The organism is Streptomyces brasiliensis (assembly GCF_014647875.1).
In the GTDB taxonomy this organism is placed as follows: domain Bacteria; phylum Actinomycetota; class Actinomycetes; order Streptomycetales; family Streptomycetaceae; genus Streptomyces; species Streptomyces brasiliensis.
Genome location: NZ_BMQA01000039.1, coordinates 1 through 20872, shown reverse-complemented (window position 1 = coordinate 20872; position 20872 = coordinate 1). Strand labels below are relative to the sequence as shown.

Genomic DNA, 20872 nt, shown 5'->3' with positions numbered 1-20872 from the left:
CGCCCGATCTCCTCACTGCAGCCGGTACCAGTACACCGTGGTCGCCACCGCGCACACGCCCGGCGGGATCACCTCGGCCCGCAGGGTGCCGCTCTGTCCGTCGTAGTCGACGCCCTCGGCCTCGAACGTGCCCGAGCACACGCTGCTCCGGGGCAGCCCGAACAGGCTCTTGACCGTGCCGGTGACCGGCTGTCCGTCAAGCTTGTGCGGCAGGTCGACCTGGAGCAGCGGGCGGCTCTGTGGGAACAGCGTGCCCGAGCCGTCGTCCGAGGCGCACAGCAGCCGGGTGTCGGTGACGAAGTCGCAGCCCTGGATGTCTCGCACGGGCCTGTCGAGGCTGATCTGCCCGGCCTCCGCCAGGGTGCCGCCGCGCCGCGGGGTGGACGGGTTCAGCAGCGGGGCGGGGAAGACCTGGAGCCGGTTCTGGTCGCCCCACTCGCCCGACACCAGCCACTGCCCGTCGGGCGAGACGGTGGCGAAGGAGTTGTTGACCTTCTCGCCCGGGTTCAACTGGTGGACGTAGTCGAAGCGTTGTCCCGACGGCGTGGTGACCGCGTACATCTTGGACGTGGCGTCGTCGGCGCCCTGGTAGGCATCGAAGACATGGCCCTGGGCGATGTCCGGGTCGCCGACGTGGTTCCAGCCCTTGATCCGCAGGTCCAGCGGGATGTCCAGGAGCCCTCGGTACAGCAGCGAGCCGTCCGCCCGGCTCGCCAGGCCCTGCCCGCCGCCCGGCGTGTCCGTGTACGACGTCCCGGTCCGCACCCACTGCGGCTCATCGGCCGCGAACGCGCTCGGCGCGCCGAGCACGAGGGCACCCAGTAACGCGGCGAGAGTGACGAATGTACGACGCTGACGCTTCATCAAGAATCCTTCATCTTCGAGGAGATGGGGTGGAACTGATGGAACTCGTGGAGCGGACGGAACCGATGTGACGGGACGATCCTCGCAGCCGGGCCAAGACGTCGGTGGTCAGTGGTTCATGAACGACGTGACCGGCAGTGCCCGTTCGACGATGCGGACGTCCCCGAGGCGGGCGTGCAGGATCTGGTCGATCCGGCCGCCGTACTCGTAGCCGCCGAGCAGCCACGGCAGTCCGAGCGAGGTGAGTCCGAGCGCGGGCGCCTTCGGGTTGCGGACGACCGGGCAGCCCTGGACGTACAGCGTGGTGTGTGTGCCGTCGTTGACGACCGCGAGGTGCCACCAGGTCTCCAGCGGCGTCTCCTGGCCCCAGTTGGTGGCGATGCCCTCTTGATTGAGCGGCCGTACGGCCCACTGCGGCTCACGCCCACCGGACAGCGACAGCGTGACGAGCGGCTCGTCCGGGTCGTCGGCGGTCTTGCCCGCGGCGCCGCCGGTGCCGGTGCGGCTGAGGATGCCGGCCCAGGCGTGGTGGGAGGAGTCCCAGTCGGCGGGCAGTCGGTAGAACGCCTCGATGGTGTAACCCGACTTGAACGTTGCCGAGTTGAGGGGCGATCCGTCGACGGTCCGCAGATAGGCGCCCTTCAGCGGCGACTTGTAGCCCTGGAACTCCAGGCTGCCGTGGCCGGGCTGGTCGGGGTGATGGTCGGCCGACCAGGTCAGGGTGCCGCCGCCGACCGTGACCGGGGTGAGGTCGTTGCCGCGTCCGGAGAGGTCACGGACGGTGCCCGACACGGCCGTACCGTTGTCGTGTCCGTCGAACCGCCAGTAGGCCACTGTGCCGGGGACGAGCATCTTCGACACCGGCCGGGCCGGGCGCGCGGGTTCCGGCGCGAAGCCCGAGAAGCGCTCGGCGAAGTCGACCGGCACCGAGAAGCGGTCCGCGTCGCCGCTCAGCTCGATCTCCTGGCGCTCCAGTTCGTCGAGACCCTCGGCGGCCCGGCCCAGGAACCACGGGGAGACCGTCTCCACGTCGACGACGTCCCGGTCCAGGTCGAAGCGGTACAGGCGGATCATCGCCGCGCCGCCGTAGTAGCGGTTCTGGTAGTTCGTCAGATGCATGTGGACGTCGTTGCCCGCGGCGTTGCGGCGGATCGTCCGGCCGGCGGGCCAGAAGTGGCCGTTGAGCGTGAGGAAGATCTGGTCGTGGTCCTTGATCAGCTGATCCCACAGCTGCTCGCCGTACGCGGACAGGGAGTCGTCCCCGGCGACGAGTTCGTGCGTGGTGAGGACGACCGGGGTCCTCGGGTGCCGGGCGAGGACGTCCTCGGCCCAGGCGTACCCCTGCGCCGACAGCCGCCAGTCCAGCGCGAGCACCAGCCACTCCCGCCCGGCGGCCCGGAACAGGTGGAAGGTGTTGTAGCCGTCGGGGGAGGCGCCGCCGAACGTTTGCCGGCCCCGGAAGCGGTCCGGCCCGAAGGTGTCCAGGTACGGTGTCGGGCCGCGCTGGTCGTCGCTGGCGGACCCCACGTCGTGGTTGCCCGCGAGGACGCTGTAGCCGACGCCCCGCCGGTCCAGGATGCGGAATGCCTCGCCGATCGCCGCGCATTCGGCCTGCGCGCCGTTCTGGGTGAGGTCGCCGAGGTGGGACAGGAAGACGATGTTCTCGTCCCGGCCGTGTTCGAGGAGATAGCGCAGGGACGCCTCGAAGGGCTCCCTGGTGATGCTCGGCCCGTCGAAGAGATACTGGGTGTCGGGCATCACGGCGAGCGTGAAGCGGCGGCTGTCGGGGTCCGGCCGCCAGTCGCCCGACGGTGCCGCCTCGGCGACGGCCGGGAGGGCGACCCCGGCCGCGGCTGCCGCGCCGAGCAGCGCGGTGGCCCTCAGGAAACCGCGTCTTCCGGCAGCGGCCTGTGCGGCCTCGCCCTGGTCGTGCTCATGCGACGTACACACGTGTGCTCCATGACGGGACTCGGGTGGAAAGAAGGACTCAGAGGTCGCGCAGGGTCCAGGTCCAGCGATGGGCGCCCGGCGGGTCGAGGCGGGTGGGTGACGTGCGGGCGCCGTGGTGCGCGGCGTCCAGGTGGACCACGTAGCCGGTGCGCGGTACGAGCGTGTCGTGGTGCGCGGCGGCGGTCGGCGGCTGCTCGGCGCGGTGGTGGGTGACGGACACCAGGCACGACTCGCCCGGCTCCACCGCCAGGCCGGCCACCGTCTCCAGCACCGAGCCGACGCGGGTCACGTCCCGGAACTCCTCGGGCAACTCGGCGGATTCGGCGACCCGGATGCCGTCCGGGACGGGAGTGAACTCCTGTCGATGGCGGACGACACCGACGGCACCGGCGTACTCCGCGAGCACGCTCACCCGTTCGCCGTCCCACTCGACGGAGACGACCTTGCGGACGAGAGCGTCCGGGACACCCGACGTGCCGTGGAGGGACAGCGTGGGGGCGGCCGTCAGTGCCGGATGGACCAGCAGCCCGTCGGCGTCCACCTCGACGGCCGGCGCGCCGATGCGCAGCCGTACCCGCGGGGCGCACATCTGCGTGCCCCGCGGGGCCCACGGCTCGTCCCGCGCCGTCGTCACCCGCAGCGTCAGCCATGCGTCGCCGCCGTCGCGCGGCAGGGCGAAGGGGAGGGGGACCACGGCCGTCTGGCCGGGGCGGAGGTCCGGCAGCGCGGCGGGCGCGGTCAGCGTACGGCCGTCCGCCAGGACCAGCTCCCACCGGGCCGCCAGCCCGTCCAGGCCCCGGGAGCGCTGCCGGTTGGCGAGGACGATCCCCTCGTGACGGTGGCACGCGATGCCCACCGGGGCCGTGCTCTCCAGGCGCTCGTGGAGGGCCGCCTCGGACGCGCCGCCGGGGAGAAGGACCCCGTCGGCGAACAGGCCTGTTCCGGCGCGCCCGGCCGGTCTTCCGTCGCTCACGCGCTGGACAATGCCGTGGTCCCAGAACTCCCGGATGAAGCCGTCCTGAAGAGCCGGGGTGGACTCGATGGCAGCCCAGTGGCCGACGACGTCCGGCGTCCGGTCCGGTCGATCGCCGGGCAGAAGTGAGAGAAGATCATGACCAGCGTTCGTGGCATGGGGGTGCAAGCGTGAGACTCACGATTCTGGGCGGCGGCGGATTCCGGGTTCCGCTCGTGTACGGCGCGCTCCTCGGCGACCGCGCCGAGGGCCGCGTCACCCGGGTCGTCCTGCACGACCTGGACCCGGACCGGCTGACCGCGGTGACGCGGGTGCTCGCCGAGCAGGCAGCGGGCGTGCGGGACGCGCCCGAGGTCACCGCCACCACCGACCTCGACGAGGCGCTGCGGGGCGCCGACTTCGTCTTCTCCGCGATCCGCGTCGGCGGCCTGGAAGGACGCGCGAACGACGAGCGCGTGGCCCTCGCGGAGGGCGTCCTCGGCCAGGAGACGGTCGGCGCCGGAGGCATCGCCTACGGTCTGCGGACGGTCCCGGTCGCCGTCGACATCGCGCGCCGTGTCGCCCGTCTCGCCCCCAACGCCTGGGTCATCAACTTCACCAACCCGGCGGGCCTGGTCACGGAGGCCATGTCCCGTCATCTCGGCGACCGCGCCATCGGCATCTGCGACTCGCCGGTCGGCCTCGGCCGCCGTGTCGCCCGGGTCCTCGGCGCGAATCCGCGGGAGGCCTTCATCGACTACGTCGGCCTCAACCACCTCGGCTGGGTGCGCGGCCTGCGCGTCGCCGGACGCGACGAACTCCCGCGGCTGCTCGCGGACCCCGAACTGCTCGGCTCCTTCGAGGAGGGCAGGCTCTTCGGCACCGACTGGCTGCGGTCGCTCGGCGCGATCCCCAACGAGTATCTGCACTACTACTACTTCAACCGGGAGGCCGTGGACGCCTACCAGCGGGCCGAGAAGACGCGCGGCGCCTTCCTGCGCGACCAGCAGGCCGGGTTCTACGCCGAGGCCGTACGCCCCGACGCGTCGGCGCTGGAGCTGTGGGACCGCACCCGGGCCGAGCGCGAGGCCACCTACATGGCCGAGAACCGGGAGACCGCGGGCGCCGGTGAGCGCGAGGCCGACGATCTGTCCGGCGGTTACGAGAAGGTGGCGCTGGCGCTCATGCGGGCCATCGCCCGGGACGAACGGACGACCCTCATCCTCAACGTCCGCAACAGGAGCACCCTGTCGGTCCTCGATGCGGACGCCGTCATCGAGGTGCCCTGCCTGGTCGACGCCAACGGCGCGCATCCGGTGACCGTGGACCCGCTGCCCGGCCACGCCACCGGCCTGGTCTGTGCGGTCAAGGCGGTCGAACGCGAGGTGCTTGCCGCCGCCGATTCCGGGTCCCGTACGACGGCGGTGAAGGCCTTCGCGCTGCATCCGCTCGTCGACTCGGTGAATGTCGCCCGCCGACTGGTCGACGGCTATACGGCCGTCCACCCCGGTCTGGCGTACCTGACGTGACCGGGTTCCCATGAAGAATTAAGAGAAGGGTAAATGGCCTGGTCGCGGTGGGTTTTCCGGCCGTCGTGACGATTTTCGTTCGCCTGCTGGACGCCTGAGGTTCACCTGTCGCGCCTGGGATGCGAGGACAGGTCGAGAGAGAGGTGTCACCGTGCGAGACCAGCGCATGTCCGCGATCGGCAGGGGGCTCAAGCGCCGGGGGAGGCTCATGGCACAGGCGGTGAGCCCGCCGCGCCGCGTGCTGGACGCGATGCCGTCCCCGCGCCCGGCCGAGCACGGATACGTCGCCCCGCGCGCTCCGCGCCTGGTGGAGTCGCCGGTCTTCGTGCTGTCCTCGGTGCGCTCCGGCTCGACGCTGCTGCGGGTCCTGCTCAACAGCCACAGCCGGGTCCGGGCCCCGCACGAGATGCATCTGCGCACGGTCCATGTCCAGCTGTCGCGCGAGTTCACCGGGGACGCCATGCGTGAACTCGAACTCGACAAGGAGGAGTTGGAGCACGTCCTGTGGGACCGGGTGCTGCATCTGGAGCTGACCCGCAGCGGCAAGGACGTCATCGTCGACAAGACCCCGCCCAACGCGCTCATCTGGCCCCGGCTGCACCGATGTTGGCCCGGCGCCCGCTTCATTGTGCTCCTGCGACACCCCGCCGCGGTCATCGAGTCCCTCACGGCCCGCCGCGCCGACCCGAAGAGCGACGAGATCCACGCCGAGGTCCTGAACTACTGCGAGAAGCTGGAAGAGGCCCGCACCAGCCTCGACGCCCATGTGATCACGTACGAGCGGCTCACCGCCGACCCGGAGGAGGTCACCCGCGGAGTCTGCGCGTACCTCGGGATCCCGTGGGAGAGCCGGATGCTCGACTACGGCTCCCACGACCACGGCACGTTCCGGCCCCAACTGGGCGACTGGAGCAGCGAGATCAAGTCCGGCCGCATCCAGGCCGCACGCCAGGCCGACCCCGCCGCCGAACTGCCGCCCCGGCTCGCGGAGCTGGCACGGGCGTGGGGGTACCCGGCGGTCGGGGCACCCCCACGCGGTTAGCCGGACGGCTCAGCCGGTGAAGCCGGCCGTGATCGAGGTGAACTGCCAGTTGTTCTGGCTGATGCCGGAGCAGTTCTCGGCCACGCCGCCGCCCGGGCACGGGCGGTCACGGTTGACGGACCAGAACGCGAGCCGGGCGAGGTGGTGCGCGTTCGCCCAGTCACGGATCTGGGTCCAGATCGCCGTGGTGGTGGTCTCCTGCTGATCCGACAGGCCGTTCATGCCGGAGATGCCGATGTGGGAGTACGCCGTCGCGTCGTCCCAGCCGAAGGTCGACTTGAGCTTGTTCTTCAGGCCCTCGGTGGCGTTCACCGTGTTGCCGTACATGTCGGAGCCGCCGCCGAAGTCGAACGGCATGATCGTGAAGACGTCGATGTTCGCGCCGAGTGACTGCGCCTGCTCGATGAGCCGGTTGCCGTAGTAGGTCGGGCCGGTCGTCGAGGTGCCGAAGGTGACGATGGTCTTCAGGCCGGGGTTGTTCGCCTTCACCGTCTTCAGCGCGGTGAGGATCTTCGCCTGCACGGCCTCGTTCTCGAACTCGTCCGTGTTCTCGATGTCCATGTCGATCGCCTTGAGGCCGTAGGCGGCGATCACCTTCTGCAGGGCCCCGGCGAGCGCGCCCGCGGAGGAGCAGTTGGCGCCGAGCTTGCTGCCCTGCCAGCCGCCGAAGGACGGGACGATGTCGCCGCCCGCGGAACGGATCTGGTTGATGGCGGTCTGGTCGACGCCGCCGGTCAGCGGACGCTGGCCGTCCCAGGACGGGGTGCAGCCGCCGGAGTCGAGCACGAACGCCATCGTGAACCACTTGATGCCGGTCGCGCTCATGACGGTCGTCGGGCTCGGCGGGTCGCCCCAGCCCTCGTACAGGTACGGAGCGGCCTGCTTGAAGCCGGTGCCGCCACCGCCGCCCGCGTCCGTAGTCACGGTCACGGAGTTGGAGGCCGCGGAGGTGTTCCCGGCGGCGTCCCGCGCCTTCACGCTGAAGGTGTAGGCCGTGCTCGGCGACAGCCCGCTGACCGTGGCCGACGTACCCGAGACGGTCAGCACCTGGCTGGAGCCGCTGTAGATGTCGTAACCGGTCACGCCGACGTTGTCCGACGAGGCGTTCCACGACAGCGACACGCTGGAGGAGGTCTTGCCCGTGGACGTCAGACCCGTGGGCGCGGTCGGCGCCTGGGTGTCGGAGCCGCCACCACCGCCGGGGCCGTCCAGGCTGATGTCGTCGGCGTAGTAGGTGCCCTGCGCGTACCAGCCGTGCACGTAGATCTTGGCGCTGGTCTGCGAGGCACCGGTGGTGAAGGAGACACTCAGCTGGCTGTACGTCGACGGGGACGACGTCCACGTCGACGCGCCGCCGTCCACGCCGAGGTAGACGTAGGAGCCGCGCACCCAGCCGGTGAGCGCGTACGTCGTGTTCGGCTGGACGGAGACGGTCTGGCTGCACTGGGCGTTGTCGCTCGAACTCACGGCACCGGCCAGGGCCTTGGAGCCGGTGTGCACGGGGGAGGAGACGACCGAGCCGAGGTTGCCGGTGCAGCTCCAGGGGGAGAGGCTGCCGGACTCGAAGCCGGCGTTGGTCAGGACGTTGGCCGCCTGGGCCGTGCCCGGCAGGGCGATGGCTCCGGCGAGCGCGAGGGCCGCGGAGCCGAGCAGGGCGAGGATCCTGCGTCTGGAACGACGGAATGTGTTGCGCACACGATCTCCCTGGGGAAGTGGGGGTGTTCGGGAGTGCGGGGATGTGCGGAAGGTGCGCAACCAAGTTGGTATGGACCAATCGTTGGTGTCAAGGGGGTGAGCCACGATTGGTCCAGACCGGTGGACTTCGGTGCGGAGATGTGGAGTTGTGGTCTAAGCCGGTGCGGTGGCGGGGGCGCCGGCCTCCGTCGTGACCTCCGCGGTGCGTCCGGGGGCGGGGACGGCGGACAGCAGCGGCTCGGTCTCCTCGACGCGCTGGGCCGGGAGCGACACCGGGCGTACCGGACGTGGCCCGGAGACGACCGTGTAGTCCTGGCCCAGGAAGGGCGGCACGAGTTCGCCCGGGTCCTCGCCGAGCGCCAACTGCACGGCTGCCCAAGGGGCGTTGACGCCGCACAGCGACAACTGGTGCAGACCGCCTGCCGGACGCGCGTTGACGTCGAGCAGCACGGGGCGGTCGCCGTACATCCGGAACTGGATGTTCGACAGGTGGTGCAGGCCGAAGCCCTCCGCGATCAGCCGGGCCGGCTCCAGCCACTGCTCGTGCAGGGTGAACCCGCGCCGGCGGCCGTCCTTGGTACGGCCCACGGCCAGGCGGACGCGGTTGTCGGGGCCGGTGAGGCAGTCCACGGACACCTCCGGCTGCTCCAGCCGCGGCATCACCAGCCAGTCGACCGGGTGGCCTGCGCGCTCCAGGGCGTCCACGACCAGGTCGAGTTGGACGTGGGGACCCGGGAAGCCGTTGAGGTGGAGGAGCGAGAAGGGGGCGCGTGTGATCACACGGAAGCCCACGCCGCCGGCGCCGGCGGCGGGCTTGAAGCAGGCCTTGTGCCCGGCCTCCTCCAACTCCTCGACGGCGGCGATGAGTTCGGCCGCGGTGCGAACCCGCCACCAGGGCGGCACCGGAACGCCGACCGAGCGGACCGCCTCGTAGGCCGTCGCCTTGTCCTCGAAGACGGCGACCGCCTCCGGCGTCGGCGCGAGCAGGACCGTACCGGCGGCCTCGAACTCGGCGCGGTGCGCCACGATCGCCGCCTGGTGCAGACGGGGCACGAACACGTCGATGCCGCGGCGGGCGCACTGGTCCAGGGCGTACTCGACGTACGCGGCCGGGGACAGGTCCTCGGGCTCCGGCTCGGCGGTGTCGGCGGCGGCCAGCACGGGGGAGTCGGGGTCGCCGTGGGTGGCATGGATCTCGACCGCGCGATCACTGGGATTTCTGCGCAGCTGATCCATGAAGAACACGTTCTCCGCGTACGTGCGGTTGAGCCAGACGCGTACGCGAGAGTGCATGCAGTCCACCTTTCGGGGTTTCCGGGCACGGCAAACCAGGGCCGGGCCCGGCCAGGGAGGTTGGAGGTACACCAAACCGCCCTGCTCGAAGGGAGGTTCGGGGCGGTGGTGTTGGGGTGATCATACGGCTTTCGAAGGACCCCGCGTGCAACGCGCATGTTACGGATTTCCGAATCGCGTACATCGACCTGGTGAGGGTGCCGGGAACGTGAAGATCGACGGGTAGGGGTGGCGGGGTGAGGTGGTGGGAGTGCCGACGGTCGTCGTGGTGCCCGGCCCGCTCGGCAGCCCCCAGTCACCCGAACGGCTCCGTCTCACCTGTCCCATGATTTCGGGTCGTCGCGCTCCGCCTGGCCCCGCCTCCTCGGTGCCTGCCTCCGGGCGGCCGGGTTTCACCTTGTTCGGGGCGTGTGAATGTGTTCTCGTGTTGACCATTGACGTGGCGGAAGGGATGACGGGTGGAGTCGATGGCCGGTGGTGACGCGCAGTTGCTGGCCATCAGCGACCTGCACATCGCGTACGCCGAGAACCGCACGCTCGTCGAGCGGCTGCGGCCCGAGACCGACGCCGACTGGCTCGTCGTGGCCGGTGACGTCGCCGAGACCGTGGCCGACATCAGATGGGCGCTCGAGACGCTGACCAGGCACTTTCGCAGAGTGCTGTGGGTCCCCGGCAACCATGACCTGTGGACCCACCCCAAGGACTCGGTCACCCTCCGAGGCGTCCCCCGCTACGAGCACCTCGTCGCGATGTGCCGCGAGCTGGGCGTGACCACGCCCGAGGACCCGTATCCCGTCTGGGACGGCCCCGGCGGCCCCGTCGCCGTCGCGCCGCTGTTCCTGCTGTACGACTACTCGTTCCTGCCCGCCGGCTGCGACACCAAGGAGGAGGGGCTCGCCTACGCCCACGGCACGGGCATCGTGTGCAACGACGAGTACCTGCTGCACCCCGACCCCTACCCGACCCGTGAGGCGTGGTGCCACGCGAGGGTCGAGGAGACGCAGCGCCGGCTCGCCGGGCTGCCGGACGACCTGCCCACCGTGCTGATCAACCACTACCCGCTGCACCGGCACCCGACCGACATCCTCTGGTACCCCGAGTTCGCGATGTGGTGCGGCACCGCGCTCACCGCCGACTGGCACCGCAGGTTCCGCGTGGACACCATGGTCTATGGTCATCTCCACATCCCCCGGACCACCTGGCTCGACGGCGTCCGCTTCGAAGAGGTCTCAGTGGGGTACCCCCGCGAGTGGCGCAAGCGTCCGGAGCCTCCGGGCCGGCTGCGTCGCGTACTGCCGATGGAGGTCGGATCCGGTGATCGAGGAGCTGCTCCCGGACTCGGTCGTGGCCGTGGAAGCACACGGTGACGAGGTCCGGGACGCCCCGCTCTACCCCGAGGAAGAGGCACTGATGACCCGCGCGGTGGCCAAGCGCCGCCGCGAGTTCTCGGCCGTACGCGCCTGTGCGCGTCGCGCCATGGACAAGCTCGGTGTGCCCCCGCAGGCCGTCGTCACCGGAGCGAGCGGTGCGCCGGTCTGGCCGGCCGGACTGGTCGGCAGCATGACCCACAGTGACGACTACTGCGCCGCCGCCCTGGCCCGCGCCACCGACCTCGCCTCCCTGGGCATCGACGCCGAACCGCACAGCCCGCTCCCGGACGACGTCGCCTCCTTCGTCTTCCTGCCCACGGAGGCCGAGCGGCTGCGCGGGCTCGCCGCGGACCACCCCGCCGTCCACTGGGACCGGATCCTGTTCAGCGCCAAGGAATCCGTCTACAAGGCGTGGTTCCCGCTCACCGGCAAGTGGCTGGACTTCGCGGAGGCCGACATCGAGGTCCTCCCCGACCCCGAGGGGAGCCCGCACGGCCGGCTCAGCGCCGGACTCCTCGTCCCCGGTCCCCGGGTGGGCGGCCATCGGCTGCAGTCGTTCGAGGGACGGTGGAGCGTCCGGCGCGGCGTCGTGACCACCGCCGTCGTGGTGCCGCACGCCTGACGGGCGGATCGGCCAGGATTCTGCGCCGCACGGTTGGCGGCGGCCGGCACCGCCGTCGTCGTACCGCACTCCTGACGGCGGCGGTCGGTCAGGGCTCGGCGCCCCACGTCTGCAGCAGCCGGAAGAAGGCCTCCTCGTTGCCCTTCACCCCCGCCCGGGTCAATGCCTCCTCCGCCTCGGCGAGAACCGCGGGCGGGACGACGACGGGGCGGCGGCCGTCCGGTGGGCCGTCGAAGGCGGCGCGCACCGTATGCAGCAGCCGCAGATAGGCCTGGACGGCGGTGCGCTCGCGGTCGGTCAGTACGGCGGTGGGCATCGGTCGGCTCTCCCCGGTCGGCTTCACGGTCCCGCGCCCGTGCGGCGCGTACGCCACCCGAAACGGCGGCGCACTCCCAGCTTGCCTGCCGCCACTGACAACGCCCTCCCTCCGCCGCTGCCGCGAGGGACCGTGGGGCGACGTACGTCCGATCAGCGGAGGCGAAACCTCCCCGAAATCCCGTGGGGGAATCCCGTCCTACTCTGGAGACAACGCAGGGCGGCCGCCCGGGCCGCCCTGGAACGGGAGGCTCAGGCGTGGTCGACGTCCCGGGACGCACCCCGGCCCGCGCAGCACGGCTGCGCGTGGTCGGCGCATCGGAACTCGCACTGCGGTACCGCGTCGTGCACGGCTACCGACGCGCCTTCCGCATGGCCGGCGAGGGTCCGGCCCTGGTCCTCATCCACGGCATCGGGGACTCCTCGGCGACCTGGGCCGACGTCATCCCCGACCTGGCCCGGACCCACACTGTGATCGCCCCCGACCTGCTCGGCCACGGCGCCTCCGACAAGCCACGGGCCGATTACTCCGTGGCCGCGTACGCCAACGGCGTGCGGGACCTGCTCACCACGCTCGGCATCGAGTCCGCGACGCTGGTCGGGCACTCGCTGGGCGGGGGAGTGGCGATGCAGTTCGCCTACCAGTTCCCGGACCGCACCGAACGGCTCATCCTGGTCAGCGTGGGCGGCGTCGGCCGCGAGGTCAACCCGGTGCTGCGCCTGGTGTCGCTGCCGGGCGCCGATCTGCTGCTCGCCGCGCTCCGGCTGCCCGGCGCGCGCCTCCAAGTCGGCCTCTGGGCACACCTGATGCACCTGCTCGACACGGACCTTGGCCAGGATGCCTCCGAACTGCTCACCCTCGTCGACGCCCTGCCGGACGAGACCTCCCGCAACGCCTTCATCCGCTCCCTACGCGCGGTGGTCGACTGGCGTGGCCAGGTGGTGACGATGCTCGACCGCTGCTACCTCACCGAGGGCATGCCGACCATGCTGCTGTGGGGCGACCGCGACAGTGTGGTGCCGGTGCGGCACGCGTACGGCGCCCACGAGGCCATGCCCGGCAGCCGCCTGGAGATCTTCGAGGGCGCTGGGCACTTCCCCTTCCACACCGACCCGGCCCGCTTCCTGGCCCTGGTCGAGGAGTTCACGTCCACCACGCCCCCCGCCGACTGGAGCCGCGACCGCTGGCGTGAACTCCTGCTCGGGCAGGAGCACGAGAGCGAGCTGAGAGAGGCGAGCGAGCGCAGCGCGACGTGAGGACGTCCGTCAGGGGCCGAGATAGCCCAGTGACGCCTCGATGCGTCCCGCCAGATGGTCCCGCTGCACCGGGCCGCGCAGCGCCGAACCCGCTAGCCAGGTACGGCACTTGCTGGCCAGGAGCAGGCCGAAGGTCTCAGCCTCGCGCTCCTCGGCCAGGTCGAAGTGCGTGCGTGCGGCGACCTTGCGGACCGCCGCCTGGAGGGCCGCCTGGTCCGGGTCCTCGTCGAGCAGCCGGGTGGCGACCGCGACACCTTCCACGTGGCGGCCGCTGTGGTCGGACTTCATGTGCCACAGCTCATGGCCGAGGATCACCAACTGGTGGTCGGGCGCGGTGCGTTCCTCGACCACGATGAGGTCCCGGTCGGCCATGTCCAGCCACAGCCCGCTGGCCGTCCCGGGCGGGAACGTGGCCGCGCGGACGTGGACCGGGCGGCCACGGCGCCGGCTCATCCCGTCGCACAGCGCGGTGTACAGGTCGTGCGGACGGGCCGGCGCGGGCAGTGTCAACTCCCCGACCAGCTCGCCGCTCAGCCGTCGCATGTCCCTGCCGATGCCCACCGTTCTCCCCCGGTTCACGACTCGGGCCGCTTGACGCTCTCCAGGAGCATGTCGAGCCACTCCGCGACCTTGTCCCGGTGCTGGTCGGTGGGCAGCTGCGCGGCCCGCCAGGCGATGCCGCGGACGCCGTGGTCCTGCAGCAGCCGCTCCAGCGGATCCGCGGCCTCGGCCGCCCGGTCCGCGGCGCGCTCACGGTCGGCGAGCCTCTGCAGCAGGTCCTGCTCTGTGCGTTGGAGCGCACCCGAGAGGGCCTCGGGGTCCTCGGCGGTCAGGAAGCCCGCGTGGACGCGGAAGAAGCGCTGCAGGGCGTCGCAGTGCTCCATGGTGGGCCGGCGGTCGCCGTTGATGAGCGCGCCGGCCTGCTGCCGGGACATGCCCGCGCCGTCGGCGATCTCCTGCTGGGTGTGCTTGCGGCCGTTCGGCTTGAGCCGGGTACGGCGCAGCAGGTCGAGGCGCTGCAGGAAGCGGGCCTGGACATCGGGTTCGCCCGCGGGCCGCCCGCTCAGCAGGGCCCTGACCACGGGTTCGGGGACGCCGCTCGCGACCGAGAGCCGTGTCACGTCGAAGACCTCGGTGAGCGGCACCCCGAGCCGGTCGGCGAGCGCGGTGACACGGGCGGCGACGGCCGGCAGCTGGGCGGTCGCCGTGGCGCCCGGATCCTCGTAGCCATCCGTCACCGACAGAACTCCTACGTCTCTCATGACTTCAGGGGGCTCTCAGCGTCTTCACAAGCGATTGCCGTGAACGTCCCGGAGAGTAGCGGGTGCCTCGAACTCACATCCAGGTCTCGCCACAACTGTGGCCAATTTCAGCCGTCAACAGGCATGAAATGCCACGATAGTTGACACGGCTCTTGCCTGGGCAGGAGGATCACAGGGCCGCGTGAAGGCCGCATAGGCAAGAGGGGTGACCTCCCGATGGCACATCAGGCAGGTGGACAGTGGCCGGCGCCGCGGCCCGTCCCCGAGGGGCTCGAGGCCCAGGCGTACCTCCAGGACTACGCGACGCTGCTCGAAGCCGTGCCGTTCCCGTCCCTCGTGGTGGACCACAGTTGGGACGTGGTGCTCGCCAACAGCGCGTTCGAGACACTTTTCCGCGGTGTCGGCCCGCATCCCACGGCCATGCCCGGTGACAACTTCCTCCGGTTCGTGCTGTTCCACCCGGACGCGGGCTCGGTGCTCGCGGACCACGAGGCGAGCTGGTGCCTGCCGATGCTGGCCCACTTCAAGGCCGCCGTGGAGCGGTTCGGGCACGAACACGGGCTCCAGGCGATCCGCCGGGAGATCGCCCAGGACCCGATCATGGAGGCGGCGTACCGTCAGGGCCTGCCGCACTGGATCCGCGTGGTCGGCGAGGCGGCGGCGGAGCACGACGGAGCGGTCCGGCGGCTGCTGCACCCCGATCCGCGCTGGGGCGCGACGGACTGCCGCATCGTGGGCGAGACCCCCAAGACCCTTCAGGACATGGGCTACACCCGGCTCACGCTCGTCCTGCGCGACTCTCGCCGCCCCGCGGCGACCGCGCGCCACCCGCGCCGTACGTCCGGCTCGGCCGGCCATCTGACCATCGTGCCGACCGCGGAGGCCTGACCCGGCACCGCCGGCGTTCAGGTCGCCGACGGCGCCGGGCGGGCCCACCGCGGGCGGCACCAGCCCCGCACTCCTCACCGGGCGCTCGTCGCGCGGGCCACCGTGCCCGCGGTCGTCGCCGGGACCACCAGCACCAAGGGCACGCCCCGGCAGGGCACCAGGCGCACCCCCTCGAAGGTCTCCACCCGCCCGTGCTCCAGTACGGCCGCGAAGTCCGGGCCCCTGGTGAGCGAGCCCGCGAGATGCGCGGGGTCCGCGGAGGCCGCCACCCTGCCGCGCGCGTTCACCAGGTGTGCGGGGCCCGGGAGTTCGCGCAGCAGGGGCAGCGCAGCCGCCTCGAAGTGCCGTAGATACACGTCCGCCGCGGCCACCCCCGCGAACCGGCCCGCCACCCGCACCGGCGCGGACAGGGTGAGGCTGTACTCCTCGGAGCAGAGATAGTCGACGTACGGCCCGGCCACGGCCCGCCGGCCGGTGTCACGGGGCAGCGCGAACCAATCCCAGTGCGTGTAGTCCGAGTACGCCGACCGGTCCGGATCGAGGTCGGGCGCCAGCGGCCGTACGTCACCCTCGGCGTTCGTCTGCCACCACTCCAGCCAGGCCGGCACGTCCGCCAGCAGTCCCGGCACGGCCACGAAGCCGACCCCGGAGACCAACTCCTCGCGCGCGAGCCGGGCGTGCAGTCCGGGCCGGAGTCCGGCGAGGTCGACGGTCGCCGGCCGGCGCCGCTCCTCGGCCACCCGGGCGAGCAGGGCCGCCGTGTCGGCGCGGGTCTGCGCGACCGCGTGGAACACCGCCTCCAGCCAGCGCCCGATCTGCGCCGCGACGCGTTCCTCGGCGGTCACGTCGAGCGTCGTGGTCACCGCGCCGACGAGACCGGGGCTCCTGCTCATGGCGCACTCCAGCGGACGGGGGCCCGGACGGCCGCGGCCTACAGGGTCAGACGCAGCGCGATGAGCCGCGCCGTCGACTCCCGGACGCACCGCTCGCCCTGCGTGCGGGCCGATTCGTGGGCCCCATCCTGCACGGCCGAGATTACGGACCGATGACGCTCTGCGACTTCTTCACGATATTCGTCGTCCCCGAGCAACAGGCACAGCAGCGCTCCCACTTCCGTCTGCAGCGCGACCTGCTCCCGGGTGAGCCGGGCCGACTGCGCCGCTGCCGCCAGCTCCACATGGAAGCGGCCGTACACCCGGCTGCGCGCGGCCGCGTCCGCCGCGAGGTCCAATTCCTCTGCCGTACACCGCAGTTGGATGAGATCTTCCGGCTCCGTGCGCTGCGCCGCGAGCAGGGCCGCCGTACCCGACAGGGCGGCCCAGTGGTCGCCGAGGTCGCGCAGCTCCTCCGTGCTCCAGCCGCGCAGCCGGGTCCGCAGCCGCTCCTCGCCGGGGATCTCGGGCAGGGAGACGAAACTGCCGCCGCCGCGGCCCCGGCGGGTGGTGACCAGACCCTGCTGGCGCAGCGCCATCAGCGCCTCCCGCAGGGTCACCGTGGACACGCCCAGCTGCCCGGCCAGTTCGCTCTCCCCGGGCAGCTGCTCCCCGTCGGCGAGCAGCCCGAGTTCTATGGCGTCACCGAGCCGGCGCACGACCGCCTCGACGCGCGCCCGGTTGTCGACGGGGGCGAAGACGGCCCTGCGGGCCCCGCCGTCGGTCGGTTGCTTCACGGCCACCACCTTGCGCATTGACTCAAGCTTTACCCCGAGGGGGACTTGAGCTTTGAACTATGACTTCATATCTTTCCGTTCAACCTTCAAGAACGCCAGAAAGGTTCCCCTAGATGGAGGGAAGTGCGATCCGGCTGGAGGGCCTGCGGAAGTCGTTCGGGGAGACGGCCGCGGTCGCCGGGGTCGACCTGGAGATCCGCGACGGCGAGTTCTTCTCGATGCTCGGCCCGTCCGGCTCGGGCAAGACCACCGTCCTGCGGCTGATCGCCGGCTTCGAGACCCCCACCGAGGGCCGGATCGAGCTCGCCGGACAGGAGGTCACGGGCCTCGCCCCGTTCGAGCGTGATGTGCACACCGTCTTCCAGGACTACGCCCTCTTCCCGCACATGACGGTCGAGCAGAACGTCGCCTACGCCCTCAAGGTCCGCAAGGTACCCAAGGCCGAACGCCTCGTCCGCGCCCGCAAAGCGCTCGCCGAGGTGCGGCTGGAGGGCTACGGCAAGCGGCGCCCCGCCCAGCTCTCCGGCGGCCAGCGCCAGCGTGTCGCCCTCGCCCGTGCCCTCGTCGGGCGCCCGCGTGTGCTGCTCCTCGACGAACCGCTCGGCGCCCTCGACCTCAAGCTGCGCGAGCAGATGCAGGTCGAACTCAAGGCGCTCCAGCGGGAGGTGGGCATCACCTTCGTGTTCGTCACCCACGACCAGGAGGAGGCCCTGACGATGAGCGACCGCATCGCCGTCTTCCAGCAGGGCCGCATCGAACAGGTCGGCACCCCGGCCGAGATCTACGAACGCCCCGCGACCTCCTTCGTCGCGTCGTTCGTCGGCACCTCCAACCTGCTCACCGGCGAGTCCGCCCAGCGCGTCGTCGGCGCCCCGGGCACCTACAGCGTCCGCCCCGAGAAGATCCGCGTGCTCAAGGAGTCCGCCACCGCGGACGAACCCGAGCACGCCACCGCCACGGGCACCGTCGCCGAGGTCGTCTACCTGGGCGACTCGACCCGCTTCCTGGTCGACCTCGACGCCGGCGGCCGGCTCACCGCACTCCAGCAGAACCTGGAGACCTCCGCCGAGGACGTCGCTGCCTACCGCGGTACCCGGGTCCGTCTCCAGTGGCACCGCAGGCACACGGTCCAGGTCCCCGACGCCGCCCGCTGACCCCCCTCATCCCGTATGGAGAACGTCGTGCGCCTCACCCGAACCCTCCAGGTAGCGGCCGCCGCCGCGCTGCTCCTCGCCGCCACCGCCTGCGGCTCCTCCGACTCGGGCGGCGACGCCGCCACCGGACTCAACCCCCCCGACATCAAGGCCCCCACGAAGCTCGGCAAGACCGAGGGCGCGGTCAACCTCATCGCCTGGGCCGGATATGTCGAGGACGGTTCCAACGACCCCAAGGTCGACTGGGTCAGCGACTTCGAGAAGCAGACCGGCTGTCAGGTCAACCCCAAGGTCGCCGCCAGCTCCGACGAGATGGTGAAGCTGATGAAGACCGGGGAGTACGACGCAGTCTCGGCGTCCGGCGACGCCTCCCTGCGCCTCATCGCCTCCGGCGACGCGGCCCCCGTCAACACCGACCTCGTGCCGAACTACAAGGACGTCTTCCCCGACCTGAAGATGCAGGCCTGGAACTCCGTCAAGGGCAAGGCGTACGGCATCCCGCACGGCCGCGGCGCCAACCTGCTGATGTACAACACCCAGAAGGTCACGCCCGCCCCGACGTCCTGGGCCGCGGTCTTCGACGACGCCGCCCGGTACAAGGGCCATGTGACCGCGTACGACTCGCCGATCTACATCGCCGACGCCGCGCTCTATCTCAAGGCCACGAAGCCCGAGTTGGGCATCAAGGACCCCTACGCCCTGGACCAGAAGCAGTTCGACGCCGCCGTGGCCCTGCTGAAGAAGCAGAACGCCGATGTCGGCGAGTACTGGGGCGACTACCTCAAGGAGGTCTCCGCCTTCAAGAGCGGCGACTCCGTCGTCGGCACCACCTGGCAGGTCATCGCCAACCTGGCCACCGACGAGGGTGCCAAGGTCAAGGCCTTCGTGCCCGAGGAGGGTTCGACCGGCTGGTCCGACACCTGGATGGTCTCCGCCAAGGCCAAGCACCCCAACTGCGCCTACAAGTGGCTCGACTGGATCGTCTCGCCGAAGGTCAACGCGCAGGTCGCCGAGTACTTCGGCGAGGCACCCGCCAACGCCAAGGCCTGCGACATGACCAGCGACAAGAGCTTCTGCACCACCTACCACGCGGGCGACACCGCCTACTGGAAGAACGTCGCCTTCTGGAACACGCCCATCGAGCAGTGCCTGGACGGCCGTACCGACGTCAAGTGCGTGCCGTACGCCAAGTGGGTCCAGGCCTGGACCGAGATCAAGGGCTGACCGATGACCGTCGTCGCGCAGACCGCCGGACGGCGCCCCGAGGGCGTCGTCCGGCGGCTCGCCGGGTTTCTGCACCGCCGCCCCCGGCTCCGGCTCGCCCTGCTGCTCACCGCCCCGCTGCTGTGGCTGGCCGTGCTCTATCTCGGCTCGCTGACCGTGCTGTTCGTCTCCGCGTTCTGGACGACGAACTCCTTCACCTCCGAGGTGGTGAAGGTCTGGTCGACCGACAACTTCCAGGCGCTGTTCACGACTCCGGTCTACCGGCAGGTGATCCTGCGCAGCGTCGGTGTCGCCCTCGCGGTGACGGCGCTGTGCGCGGTGATCGCCTTTCCGGTCGCCTTCTACACCGCGCGCGTCGCCCGGCCGAGATGGCGCCCGCTGCTCGTCGTCGCCATCCTCACCCCGCTGTGGGCGAGTTACCTGGTCAAGGTGTACGCCTGGCGGCTGATCCTGTCCCAGGGCGGGCTCGCCGACTGGATGCTGGAGCCGTTCGGGATCGGCGGCCCCGGGTTCGGTCTCCCGGCGGCCGTGCTGACCCTGACGTACCTCTGGCTGCCGTACATGATCCTGCCGGTGCACACCGCGCTGGGGCAGCTGCCCGCCCACCTCCTCGACGCGTCCGCCGACTTGGGCGCGAGGCCCGGACGCACCTTCCGCTCCGTGGTCGTGCCGATGGTGCTGCCGTCCCTCGCCGCCGGATCGATCTTCACCTTCTCGCTGAGCCTCGGCGACTACATCACCGTGCAGATCGTCGGCGGCAAGACCCAGCTGATCGGCAACCTCGTCTACTCCAACATCGAACTCAACCTGCCCATGGCCGCCGCGCTCGGCACGGTCCCGGTCGTCGTGATCGTGCTGTACCTGCTGGCGATGCGCCGCACGGGCGCCCTGAGCAGCCTCTAGAGGAGCCGGCCGTGCAACTCTCCCGTTCCGCGCGCGTCGCGCTGCGCATCGCCGCCGGGTTCGGCTTCGCCGTGATCTACGTGCCGCTGCTGCTGGTCGTGGTCAACTCCCTGAACCCGGACCGCAGCGCGAGCTGGCCACCGCCCGGACTCACCCTGCACTGGTGGTCGGTGGCCTGGGACAACTCCGGTGCACGCAACGCCCTTTGGGTGTCGGTGAAGGCGGGCCTCGGCGCCACGGTCGTCGCGCTGGTGCTGGGCACGCTCATCGCGTTCGCGGTGGCCCGGAACCGGTTCTTCGGCCGGGACACCGTCTCCTTCGTGGTCGTCCTGCCGATCGCGCTGCCCGGCATCGTCACCGGCATCGCCCTCAACTCGGCGTTCGGCACGGTCCTCGAGCCGCTCGGTGTGGGGCTCGGCCTGTTCACCGTGATCGTCGGACACGCGACCTTCTGCATCGTGATCGTCTTCAACAACGTCGTCGCCCGGCTGCGCCGCACCTCCGGCTCGTACGAGGAGGCCGCGATGGACCTCGGCGCCAACACCTTCCGGGCCTTCGCCGACGTCACCTTCCCGCTGGTGCGCTCGGCTCTGCTGGCGGGCGGACTGCTCGCCTTCGCGCTGTCCTTCGACGAGATCGTGGTGACGACGTTCACGGCCGGCCCCGGCGTCGAGACACTCCCCATCTGGATCTTCAACAACATGACCCGGCCGCAGCAGGCGCCGGTGGTGAATGTGGTGGCGGCGGTGCTCGTGTTGTTGTCGGTGATCCCGATCTACGTCGCACAACGGCTGTCGGCGGACACGGCGACGGAGAGCAGGATCTAGTAGGGCTTTGTTAGGTCCGGTGGTGGGGTTCGGGGGTTGGTGCGGGTTGGCCGCAT

General features: G+C 71.0%; 19 protein-coding genes and 1 pseudogene. 10 read left to right on the top strand and 10 right to left on the bottom strand.

What is annotated here, in order from left to right; all coding sequences use genetic code 11:
• Window positions 1-12: 12 nt before the first annotated feature.
• The 3 genes and pseudogenes from IEZ19_RS35875 to IEZ19_RS35865 form a co-directional block, all read right to left on the bottom strand.
• The gene (locus IEZ19_RS35875; RefSeq protein ID WP_189315572.1) at window positions 13-864 is read right to left on the bottom strand and encodes a hypothetical protein; all 852 of its coding nucleotides are present in this window, start codon (window positions 862-864) and stop codon (window positions 13-15) included.
• Window positions 865-972: 108 nt separating this feature from the next.
• Window positions 973-2814, bottom strand: coding sequence for a LamG-like jellyroll fold domain-containing protein (locus IEZ19_RS35870; protein WP_189315571.1), 1842 nt, complete (start codon window positions 2812-2814; stop codon window positions 973-975).
• A 37-nt stretch (window positions 2815-2851) separates the two neighbouring features.
• Window positions 2852-3868 (bottom strand): annotated as a pseudogene (locus IEZ19_RS35865) (DUF4981 domain-containing protein); the annotation flags it as partial.
• Window positions 3869-3957: 89 nt separating this feature from the next.
• Here IEZ19_RS35865 and IEZ19_RS35860 point away from each other — a divergent pair.
• Window positions 3958-5295 carry a 6-phospho-beta-glucosidase gene (locus IEZ19_RS35860; protein WP_189315569.1) on the top strand — a complete coding sequence of 446 codons (1338 nt, stop codon included), beginning with the start codon at window positions 3958-3960 and terminating at the stop codon, window positions 5293-5295.
• Window positions 5296-5461: 166 nt separating this feature from the next.
• Window positions 5462-6337, top strand: coding sequence for a sulfotransferase family protein (locus tag IEZ19_RS35855; RefSeq protein WP_189315607.1), 876 nt, complete (start codon window positions 5462-5464; stop codon window positions 6335-6337).
• 9 nt (window positions 6338-6346) lie between these two features.
• On the opposite strand, the gene IEZ19_RS35850 is transcribed toward IEZ19_RS35855, so the two are convergent.
• Together IEZ19_RS35850 and IEZ19_RS35845 are read right to left on the bottom strand one after the other, a co-directional pair.
• Window positions 6347-8032 (bottom strand): carbohydrate binding domain-containing protein, encoded by a 1686-nt coding sequence (locus IEZ19_RS35850; protein ID WP_189315568.1) that lies wholly within the window; start codon window positions 8030-8032, stop codon window positions 6347-6349.
• A 153-nt stretch (window positions 8033-8185) separates the two neighbouring features.
• The gene (locus tag IEZ19_RS35845) at window positions 8186-9325 is read right to left on the bottom strand and encodes an ATP-grasp domain-containing protein (protein WP_189315567.1); all 1140 of its coding nucleotides are present in this window, start codon (window positions 9323-9325) and stop codon (window positions 8186-8188) included.
• A 458-nt stretch (window positions 9326-9783) separates the two neighbouring features.
• Here IEZ19_RS35845 and IEZ19_RS35840 point away from each other — a divergent pair, with 458 nt between their 5' ends.
• A complete protein-coding gene (locus IEZ19_RS35840; RefSeq protein WP_189315566.1) occupies window positions 9784-10692 on the top strand; it encodes a metallophosphoesterase family protein in 909 nt (302 codons plus the stop codon).
• A complete protein-coding gene (locus IEZ19_RS35835) occupies window positions 10640-11317 on the top strand; it encodes a 4'-phosphopantetheinyl transferase family protein (protein ID WP_189315565.1) in 678 nt (225 codons plus the stop codon). The genes IEZ19_RS35840 and IEZ19_RS35835 overlap by 53 nt, the downstream gene beginning before the upstream one ends.
• Before the next feature lie 88 nt (window positions 11318-11405).
• On the opposite strand, the gene IEZ19_RS35830 is transcribed toward IEZ19_RS35835, so the two are convergent.
• Window positions 11406-11633, bottom strand: a complete 228-nt coding sequence (locus tag IEZ19_RS35830) for a hypothetical protein (RefSeq protein WP_189315564.1) — start codon at window positions 11631-11633, stop codon at window positions 11406-11408.
• Window positions 11634-11890: 257 nt separating this feature from the next.
• Between IEZ19_RS35830 and IEZ19_RS35825 the strand changes: the two genes are divergently transcribed.
• The gene (locus IEZ19_RS35825; protein WP_189315563.1) at window positions 11891-12889 is read left to right on the top strand and encodes an alpha/beta fold hydrolase; all 999 of its coding nucleotides are present in this window, start codon (window positions 11891-11893) and stop codon (window positions 12887-12889) included.
• A gap of 9 nt (window positions 12890-12898) precedes the next feature.
• Here IEZ19_RS35825 and IEZ19_RS35820 read toward each other — a convergent pair whose 3' ends face one another.
• Window positions 12899-13450 (bottom strand): toxin-antitoxin system, toxin component, encoded by a 552-nt coding sequence (locus IEZ19_RS35820; protein ID WP_189315562.1) that lies wholly within the window; start codon window positions 13448-13450, stop codon window positions 12899-12901.
• A 14-nt stretch (window positions 13451-13464) separates the two neighbouring features.
• Complete coding sequence (locus IEZ19_RS35815) at window positions 13465-14127, bottom strand: helix-turn-helix domain-containing protein (protein WP_189315561.1); 663 nt, start codon at window positions 14125-14127, stop codon at window positions 13465-13467.
• A gap of 240 nt (window positions 14128-14367) precedes the next feature.
• Between IEZ19_RS35815 and IEZ19_RS35810 the strand changes: the two genes are divergently transcribed.
• Window positions 14368-15039, top strand: coding sequence for an MmyB family transcriptional regulator (locus IEZ19_RS35810; RefSeq protein ID WP_189315560.1), 672 nt, complete (start codon window positions 14368-14370; stop codon window positions 15037-15039).
• Between the two features lie 74 nt (window positions 15040-15113).
• Here the strand turns inward: IEZ19_RS35810 and IEZ19_RS35805 are convergent, their stop codons facing one another.
• The gene (locus IEZ19_RS35805; protein WP_189315559.1) at window positions 15114-15932 is read right to left on the bottom strand and encodes a cache domain-containing protein; all 819 of its coding nucleotides are present in this window, start codon (window positions 15930-15932) and stop codon (window positions 15114-15116) included.
• Between the two features lie 38 nt (window positions 15933-15970).
• Window positions 15971-16726 carry a FadR/GntR family transcriptional regulator gene (locus tag IEZ19_RS35800; protein ID WP_189315558.1) on the bottom strand — a complete coding sequence of 252 codons (756 nt, stop codon included), beginning with the start codon at window positions 16724-16726 and terminating at the stop codon, window positions 15971-15973.
• Window positions 16727-16821: 95 nt separating this feature from the next.
• On the opposite strand from IEZ19_RS35800, the gene IEZ19_RS35795 reads away from it, so the two are divergent.
• From IEZ19_RS35795 to IEZ19_RS35780, 4 genes are read left to right on the top strand one after another with little or no spacing between them, the layout of a single operon-like run.
• Complete coding sequence (locus IEZ19_RS35795; RefSeq protein WP_189315557.1) at window positions 16822-17862, top strand: ABC transporter ATP-binding protein; 1041 nt, start codon at window positions 16822-16824, stop codon at window positions 17860-17862.
• A gap of 27 nt (window positions 17863-17889) precedes the next feature.
• Window positions 17890-19086, top strand: a complete 1197-nt coding sequence (locus tag IEZ19_RS35790) for an ABC transporter substrate-binding protein (RefSeq protein ID WP_308429044.1) — start codon at window positions 17890-17892, stop codon at window positions 19084-19086.
• Between the two features lie 3 nt (window positions 19087-19089).
• Window positions 19090-19989, top strand: coding sequence for an ABC transporter permease (locus tag IEZ19_RS35785; protein WP_189315555.1), 900 nt, complete (start codon window positions 19090-19092; stop codon window positions 19987-19989).
• A gap of 11 nt (window positions 19990-20000) precedes the next feature.
• Window positions 20001-20816 carry an ABC transporter permease gene (locus IEZ19_RS35780; protein ID WP_189315554.1) on the top strand — a complete coding sequence of 272 codons (816 nt, stop codon included), beginning with the start codon at window positions 20001-20003 and terminating at the stop codon, window positions 20814-20816.
• Window positions 20817-20872: the final 56 nt, after the last annotated feature.